The organism is Bradyrhizobium sp. P2_E8 (assembly GCF_056403875.1).
The window spans coordinates 1-7,742 of sequence record NZ_JBFUES010000283.1; the positions used below are offsets into that span (position 1 = coordinate 1).

At 64.9% G+C, this 7,742-nt stretch carries 7 protein-coding genes; all 7 read left to right on the plus strand.

Annotated features, from left to right (window positions below; translation table 11 throughout):
- Positions 1 to 655, plus strand: a 655-nt coding sequence (gene pyrH, locus AC1D00_RS17355) for a UMP kinase (protein WP_477011510.1), incomplete at its 5' end; no start/stop codon positions are given.
- A 68-nt stretch (positions 656 to 723) separates the two neighbouring features.
- On the plus strand, positions 724 to 1,287 hold the full coding sequence (frr, locus tag AC1D00_RS17360) for a ribosome recycling factor (RefSeq protein ID WP_027545779.1): 564 nt from the start codon (positions 724 to 726) through the stop codon (positions 1,285 to 1,287).
- Positions 1,288 to 1,297: 10 nt separating this feature from the next.
- Entirely contained in the window at positions 1,298 to 2,056 is a 759-nt protein-coding gene (locus tag AC1D00_RS17365; RefSeq protein WP_135175978.1) for an isoprenyl transferase, read from the plus strand.
- Positions 2,053 to 2,895 carry a phosphatidate cytidylyltransferase gene (locus AC1D00_RS17370; RefSeq protein WP_404556742.1) on the plus strand — a complete coding sequence of 281 codons (843 nt, stop codon included), beginning with the start codon at positions 2,053 to 2,055 and terminating at the stop codon, positions 2,893 to 2,895. Before AC1D00_RS17365 ends, AC1D00_RS17370 begins: the two co-directional genes overlap by 4 nt.
- Before the next feature lie 4 nt (positions 2,896 to 2,899).
- On the plus strand, positions 2,900 to 4,123 hold the full coding sequence (dxr, locus tag AC1D00_RS17375; RefSeq protein ID WP_271578163.1) for a 1-deoxy-D-xylulose-5-phosphate reductoisomerase: 1,224 nt from the start codon (positions 2,900 to 2,902) through the stop codon (positions 4,121 to 4,123).
- A gap of 44 nt (positions 4,124 to 4,167) precedes the next feature.
- Positions 4,168 to 5,319: an RIP metalloprotease RseP gene (gene rseP / locus AC1D00_RS17380; protein ID WP_135175976.1), complete on the plus strand. Its 1,152-nt coding sequence runs from the start codon at positions 4,168 to 4,170 to the stop codon at positions 5,317 to 5,319.
- A 177-nt stretch (positions 5,320 to 5,496) separates the two neighbouring features.
- Positions 5,497 to 7,742, plus strand: a 2,246-nt coding sequence (bamA, locus tag AC1D00_RS17385; RefSeq protein WP_477011511.1) for an outer membrane protein assembly factor BamA, incomplete at its 3' end; no start/stop codon positions are given.

Below are 7,742 nucleotides of genomic sequence, written 5' to 3' on the forward strand. Positions count from 1 at the left end.
GCAGGGTTTTGGCATCGATCAGCCGACCGTCGATAGGGTTGCGGACGATCTGATCGCCGCCCGCCATCTCGGCACCGAGGTTGCGGTCGTGATCGGCGGCGGCAACATCGTGCGCGGCGTCGAGGTGTCCTCCCGCGGCGTCTCGCGCCCGACCGGCGACACCATGGGCATGCTCGCCACCATGATGAACTGCCTCGCGCTGGAAGCGGCGATCGAGCGCAAGGGCACGCCGGCGCGCACRCTGTCGGCCTTCGTCATGCCCGAGATTTCCGAGCTGTTCACCCGGACTGCGGCGCACAAATACCTCGCCGAGGGCCGGATCGTGCTGCTCGGCGGTGGAACCGGCAATCCGTTCTTCACCACCGACACCACCGCGGTGCTGCGCGCCGCCGAGATCGGCGCCCAGGCGGTCCTGAAGGCGACCAATGTGGACGGCGTCTACTCGGCCGACCCGAAGAAGGATCCGACCGCCACGCGGTTCGAGCGGCTGACGCATTCGCAGGCGATCGAGGGCGGCTACAAGGTGATGGATGCGACCGCCTTCGCGCTTGCCCGCGAGACGTCGCTGCCTATCATCGTGTTCTCGATCGCGGAGCCGGGGTCGATCGGTGCGATTCTGCGTGGCATCGGCCACGGTACCATCGTCGCCGGCTGACGGCTCATCTGGCGCGCCCTGAAGGGAGGGGCGCGGTGAGGTCGCCGGGATTTTGAAGGAGAAACGTGATGCCCACGGGTAATTTCGACCTCAACGAAGTGAAGCGCCGCATGCAAGGCGCCGTCCAGTCCCTCAAGCACGAGCTCGGCGGCTTGCGCACCGGCCGCGCCTCCGCCTCGATGCTCGATCCGGTGCAGGTCGAGGCCTATGGCAGCCACATGCCGCTGAACCAGCTCGCCACCGTCAGCGTGCCCGAGCCGCGCCTCATCTCGGTGCAGGTCTGGGACAAGTCGATGGTCAAGGCGGTGGAGAAGGCAATCGTCGATTCCAATCTCGGCCTGTCGCCCGCGACCGAAGGCCAGGTGCTGCGCCTGCGCATCCCCGAGCTCAACGAGGAGCGGCGCAAGGAGCTCGTCAAGGTCGCGCACAAATACGCGGAAGCCGCCAAGGTCGCCACGCGTCACGTCCGTCGCGACGGCCTCGACGTCCTGAAGAAGCTCGAGAAGAATCACGAGATGTCGGAGGACGATCAGAAGCGTCATGCCGACGAGGTGCAGAAGGCGACCGATGGCACGATCGCCGAGATCGATCAGCTGCTGGCCGCCAAGGAAAAAGAAATCCTCACCGTCTGAGGCTGCCGTCATGTCCAACGCCGCCGCGCCCGCAACGGAAGGACCCGACCGGTCCGACGCGCCTGCGCATGTCGCCATCATCATGGATGGCAACGGGCGTTGGGCGGCCGCGCGTGGTCTGCCGCGGGCTGAAGGTCATCGCCGCGGCGTGGAGGCCTTGCGCCGCGTGGTGCGCGCCTCGCACGAGCTCGGCATCCGCTATCTCACCATCTTTTCCTTCAGCTCGGAGAACTGGTCGCGCCCGGCGAGCGAGATCGGCGATCTGTTCGGCCTGCTCAGGCGCTTCATCCGCAACGATCTCGCGAGCCTGCATCGCGACGGCGTCAAGGTCCGCATCATCGGCGAGCGCGAAGGGCTCGATAGCGACATCTGCGCGCTGCTCAACGAGGCCGAGGAACTGACGCGCGACAACACGCGCCTGACGCTCGTCGTCGCCTTCAACTACGGCTCGCGGCAGGAGATCGCGAAAGCGGCGCAGAAGCTCGCGCGCGAGGTCGCGGAGGGCAGGCGCGATCCTGCCACCATCGACGCCGAGACGCTTGGCGCGCATCTCGATGCGCCCGACATTCCCGATCCCGATCTCATCATCCGCACCAGCGGCGAGCAGCGCCTGTCCAACTTCCTGATGTGGCAGGCCGCTTATAGCGAGCTCGTGTTCGTGCCGATCCACTGGCCCGATTTCGACAAGGCGGCGCTGGAAGGCGCGATCGCCGAATTTGCCAGGCGCGAGCGCCGTTTCGGCGGCCTGGTTGCGAAAACCGCCTCGTGAGCGAACCCGAAACCGCACCGGCTGGCGCGAAGCCTGCCCCGAGCAATCTCGTGATGCGGGTCCTCGCAGCGCTGGTGCTGGCGCCGCTTGCCATTGCGCTCGCTTATGCCGGCGGCTGGCTGTGGGCGCTCCTCGTCACCCTGGTGTCGATCGGGCTGTTCGCGGAATGGCTGATGGTGGTGGGCGCGGGGTCCGTTGCACTGACCGCGTCCGGAACGATCGTCCTCGCCATCATGGGCTTCTGCGTCGCCTTCGGCGCGCTCAAGACCGCCGTCGTCATCGGCCTCGTTGGCGGCGCCATCGTGACGCTGATCGCGCGAGGCAAGTTCGTCTGGGCGGCCTCCGGATTCGCCTATGCATCGGCGGCGCTGCTGGCCTCGATCCTGGTACGGCAGGATCTCGTGAACGGCTTTGCCGCGCTGATGTTCGTGCTGCTCGTGGTGTGGGTGACCGATATCGGCGGCTATTTCGCCGGCCGCGGCATTGGCGGACCGAAGCTGTGGCCGCGCGTGAGCCCGAAGAAGACCTGGGCCGGCGCCCTCGGCGGCTTTGCCGCCAGCCTAGCGGTTGCCGCGGGCTTTGCGGCTTGCGGGCTCGGGAAGGCGGTTCCACTGCTGCTCGTCAGCGCCGTCCTGTCGGTGGTCTCGCAACTCGGCGATCTCTTCGAATCCGCCGTGAAGCGGCGCTTCGGTGTCAAGGATTCCAGTCACTTAATTCCCGGTCATGGCGGTCTGCTGGACCGTCTGGACGGCTTTGTCGCCGCCATCCTGGCGGCATGGATTATCGGCTTTCTCCGCCATGGTGTGCATAGCGCCGGAAGCGGTCTTGTGGTTTGGTGAGGATATGAGCGCGGTCCCATTGCGTAATAACAAGGCTGCGGCGTCTGCCGTCCGCAGCGTCACGGTTCTCGGTGCCACCGGCTCGATCGGCGACAGCACGATGGATCTGCTGCGCGCCTCTCCCGAACGCTACCGCGTCGAGGCACTGACGGCGAACGGCAATGTCGAAGCGCTGGCAAAGCTCGCGAAGGAGTTTTCGGCGCGCTTCGTGGCGATCGCCGACACTTCCAAGTTCGCCGAGCTCAAGGCTGCGCTTGCGGGCACGAGCACCGAATGCGGCGCCGGCGAAAGCGCGGTGATCGAAGCGGGTGCGCGCCCGGCCGATTGGGTGATGGCCGCCGTGAGCGGCGCCGCCGGACTGAAGCCGGCGCTCGCCGCGGTCGATCGCGGCGCACATGTCGCGCTCGCCAACAAGGAATGCCTCGTCTGCGCCGGCGATTTCTTCATGCAGCGCGCGGCGAAAGCCGGCGCCTGCATCCTGCCAGCCGATTCCGAGCACAATGCGCTGTTCCAGGCGCTCGGCTCAGGCAATCGCGACGAACTGGTCCGTGTCATCATCACGGCATCCGGCGGTCCGTTCCGGACCTGGAAGCCTGCCGACATTGAGCAGGCGACACTCGCCCAGGCGCTGAAGCATCCGAACTGGAGCATGGGCCAGAAGATCACGATCGATTCCGCCTCGATGATGAACAAGGGGCTCGAGGTGATCGAGGCCTCCTATCTGTTCGCGCTCTCGCCCGACGAGATCGACGTTCTCGTTCATCCGCAGTCGATCATCCACGGCATGGTCGAGTTCTCCGACCGTTCGGTCGTGGCCCAGCTCGGTTCTCCCGACATGCGCACGCCGATCGCCCACTGCCTCGGCTGGCCCGACCGCATCAAGGGACCGGCGGCCAAGCTCGATCTGGCCAAGATCGGCCAGCTGACCTTCGAGGCGCCCGATTTCGAGCGGTTCCCCGGACTACGGCTGGCTTACGATTCGCTCCGGACCGGGAAGGGGGCGACCACGGTGTACAATGCCGCCAACGAGGTCGCGGTCGCCGCCTTCATCGCCGGCAAGATCCGGTTCGGCGCGATCGCCCGCCTGGTCGAGGCGACGCTGGAAGACTGGATCCGGGGTGGGAACCAGGCGCCCCTGACGTCCGCCGACGATGCAATCTCCGTTGACCATGTTGCTCGAAATAGAGCTGCCGCCCTATTGCCTCAAATTGCCTTAAAGGCATCCTAGATGGTTCGGGGCCAGGGCCTTGCGGCGCTGGATAAGGGAATTCGATGATCGACTTTTTTGTCCATAGTTTCAATACGTTGAGCCATGGGCTCCTCGGCTACGCAATTCCCTTCCTGTTCGTCCTGACCATCGTCGTGTTCTTCCACGAACTCGGCCATTTCCTGGTCGCGCGCTGGGCTGGCGTTCGGGTGTTAACCTTCTCGCTCGGCTTCGGGCCCGAGCTGGTCGGTTTCAATGACCGCCATGGCACCCGCTGGAAGATTTCGGCGATCCCGCTCGGCGGTTACGTCAAGTTCTTCGGGGACGAGAGCGAGGCCTCGACCCCGTCGGCCGAGACGCTCGCGGCCATGACGGCCGAGGAGCGCGCCGGCAGCTTCCACCACAAGAAGGTCGGCCCGCGCGCCGCCATCGTCGCGGCCGGACCGATCGCCAATTTCATTCTGGGGGCGCTGATCTTCGCCGGCATGGCCCTGTATTACGGCAAGCCGAGCACGATCGCGCGCGTCGACGGCGTCGTCGCCGATGGCGCGGCGGCTGTGGCCGGCTTCAAGATCGGGGACGTCGTCGTCCAGATCGACGGCAAGCCGATCGAGAGCTTTGCCGACATGCAGCGAATCGTGGCGATGAATGCCGGTTCGGCGCTTGCCTTCCAGGTGAAGCGTGACGGCGCCATCGTGTCGCTGACCGCGACGCCGGCGCTGCTCGAGCGCAAGGATCCGTTCGGCAACAGCCACCGCCTCGGCGTGCTGGGCGTCGAGCACAAGTCCCAGGCTGGTGAGGCCTCGACCACGCCGGTCGGTGTCGGCGAGGCGCTCAAGATCGGGGTCGAGCAGGTCTGGTTCATCATCACCAGCACCTTCAAGTTCCTGGGCTCGCTGTTTGTCGGAAACGGCAATCCCAACGAGGTCAGCGGCGTCCTCGGGATCGCGAAGATGTCGGGGCAGGCGGCCAGCGCCGGGTTCCAGTTCGTGATCAACCTCTGTGCGGTGCTGTCGGTGTCGATTGGCCTGCTGAACCTGTTCCCGATTCCGCTGCTGGATGGCGGTCACCTTATGTTCTACGCGGCGGAAGTGGTCCGCGGCCGGCCCCTGTCCGAGCGGACGCAGGAGATGGGGTTCCGAATCGGGCTTGGTTTGGTGCTGATGCTGATGGTGTTTGCGACCTACAACGACATCCTGCGGATGGCGGCTTCCTGATAGGGGCTTTTTTGAGGCGTTGCTGTTGAGCAACGTCTTGGAATGAAATTGAAATTGCGGCGCGCTCGGCCGTTTGCGGCGTCGGTGAAATTGGCTACAAGCGGCTCTGAACTTGGGGAATCTCCGGACCGGCGTTGGGGTTGGGTCTGGCACGGAATGATAAGGGCGCGTTGCGCAATGAAGTTTGGACTGCGACTCCGGGGCGGCTTGCTTGCCACCCTGATCATGTTCGGCGCGCCGGTGGTTGCCCCGATTGGGGCGGCTTTTGTGTCATCGCCTGCGCTTGCGCAGACCGTCCAGTCGATTTCCGTCGAGGGAAATCGCCGTGTCGAGGTGGAGACGATCCGCTCCTATTTCAAGGCGGGTCCGGGCGGCCGCCTGGATCAGGGCGCCATCGACGACGGCCTCAAGGCGCTGATCGAGACCGGCCTGTTCCAGGACGTGAAGATCAACCGCGGCGCCGGTGGCCAGATCGTCGTCTCCGTGGTGGAAAACCCGGTGATCGGTCGCATCGCCTTCGAGGGCAACAAGAAGATCAAGGACGAGCAGCTCACCGCTGAAGTCCAGTCCAAGGCGCGCGGCACCTTCTCCCGCGCCATGGTGCAGTCCGACACGCTGCGAATCGCCGAAATCTACCGCCGCTCCGGCCGCTACGACGTCCGCGTCACGCCCGAGGTCATCGAGCAGCCGAACAACCGTGTCGATCTCATCTTCACGATCGAGGAGGGCGCCAAGACCGGCGTCAAGTCGATCGACTTCGTCGGCAACGTCGCGTTCTCGTCCTACCGCCTGCGGGACGTCATCAAGACGCGCGAATCGAACCTGCTGAGCTTCCTTGGCAGCGGCGACATCTACGATCCCGACCGCGTCGAGGCCGACCGCGACCTGATCCGTCGTTTCTACCTCAAGAACGGCTTCGCCGACGTCCAGGTCGTGGCTGCGCTCACCGAATACGATCCGGAGAAGAAGGGCTTCAACGTCACCTTCAAGATCGAGGAAGGCTCCCAATACCGCGTCGGTGCGCTCGACTTCCGTTCCAGCATCCCGAACTTCGACCCGAGCTCGATGCGCTCCTTTTCGCGCGTCAATGTCGGCTCGCTCTACAACGTCGAATCGGTCGAGAAGTCGGTCGAGGACATGCAGATCGAGGCCTCGCGCCGCGGCTACGCCTTCGCCGTGGTCCGTCCCGGCGGCGACCGCAATTTCGAGGCGCACACCGTCTCGGTCGTGTTCAACATCGACGAGGGCCCGCGCACCTATATCGAGCGCATCAACCTGCGCGGCAACACCCGCACGCGCGACTACGTGATCCGTCGCGAGTTCGACATCTCCGAGGGTGATGCCTACAACCGCGCGCTGGTCGATCGTGCCGAGCGGCGCCTGAAGAACCTCGACTATTTCAAGACCGTGAAGATCACGACGGAGCCCGGCTCGTCCAGCGACCGCGTCATCCTGGTCGTCGACATGGAAGAAAAATCGACCGGCGACTTCTCGGTCTCGGGCGGTTACTCCACGACCGACGGCGCGCTCGCCGAAGTCTCGATCTCCGAACGCAACCTGCTCGGCCGCGGCCTGTTCGCCAAGGCGTCGGTGACCTATGGCCAGTACKCGCGCGGCTATTCGCTGTCGTTCGTCGAACCGTATCTGCTCGACTACCGCGTCGCGCTCGGCCTCGACCTCTATCAACGCCAGCAGCTGTCCAACAGCTACATCTCCTACGGCACCAAGACGCTCGGCTTCTCGCCGCGTCTCGGCTTCTCCTTGCGCGAAGATCTGTCGCTCCAGCTGCGCTATTCGATCTATCGGCAGGAAATCACGCTGCCGTCCTACCTGGCGAACTGTAACAACGATCCGACTTCGGCGGCCTTCAACCCGAGCCCGGCCTATGCGGCCGCCAACGGCATCAGCCTTGCCTCGACCAACGGCCTGGGCTGTTACAACGACGGCGAAGCCTCGTTGCCGGTGCGCAAGGAGCTTGCCAACGGCAAGACCCTGACCTCGGCGCTCGGCTATACGCTGACCTACAACACGCTGGACAACAACAAGAACCCCACCGACGGCCTGCTCATCGACTTCCGGCAGGATTTCGCCGGCGTCGGCGGCGACGTGTCCTACCTGAAGACCGCGGCGGACGGAAAGTACTACGCCCCGCTGGTGTCTGATATCGTCGGCCTCGTCCATCTCCAGGGTGGTGTTCTGACCAAGCTCGACAAAGATCTGCGGATGCTCGACCAGTTCCAGATGGGTCCGAACCTCGTCCGCGGCTTCTCTCCGAACGGCATCGGCCCGCGCGATCTGAATCCTTTCGGTACGCAGGACGCGCTCGGCGGCACCAAGTATTGGGGCGCTTCGTTCGAATTGCAGATGCCGTTCTGGTTCCTGCCGAAGGAAGTGGGTCTGAAGGGCGCGGTCTATGCCGATGC

Excerpts from the sequence above, each read along its gene's own strand:
- frr (WP_027545779.1), top strand. The coding sequence starts at position 724 with ATGCCCACGGGTAATTTCGACCTCAACGAAGTGAAGCGCCGCATGCAA.
- AC1D00_RS17365 (WP_135175978.1), top strand. The coding sequence starts at position 1,298 with ATGTCCAACGCCGCCGCGCCCGCAACGGAAGGACCCGACCGGTCCGAC.
- dxr (WP_271578163.1), top strand. The coding sequence starts at position 2,900 with ATGAGCGCGGTCCCATTGCGTAATAACAAGGCTGCGGCGTCTGCCGTC.
- rseP (WP_135175976.1), top strand. The coding sequence starts at position 4,168 with ATGATCGACTTTTTTGTCCATAGTTTCAATACGTTGAGCCATGGGCTC.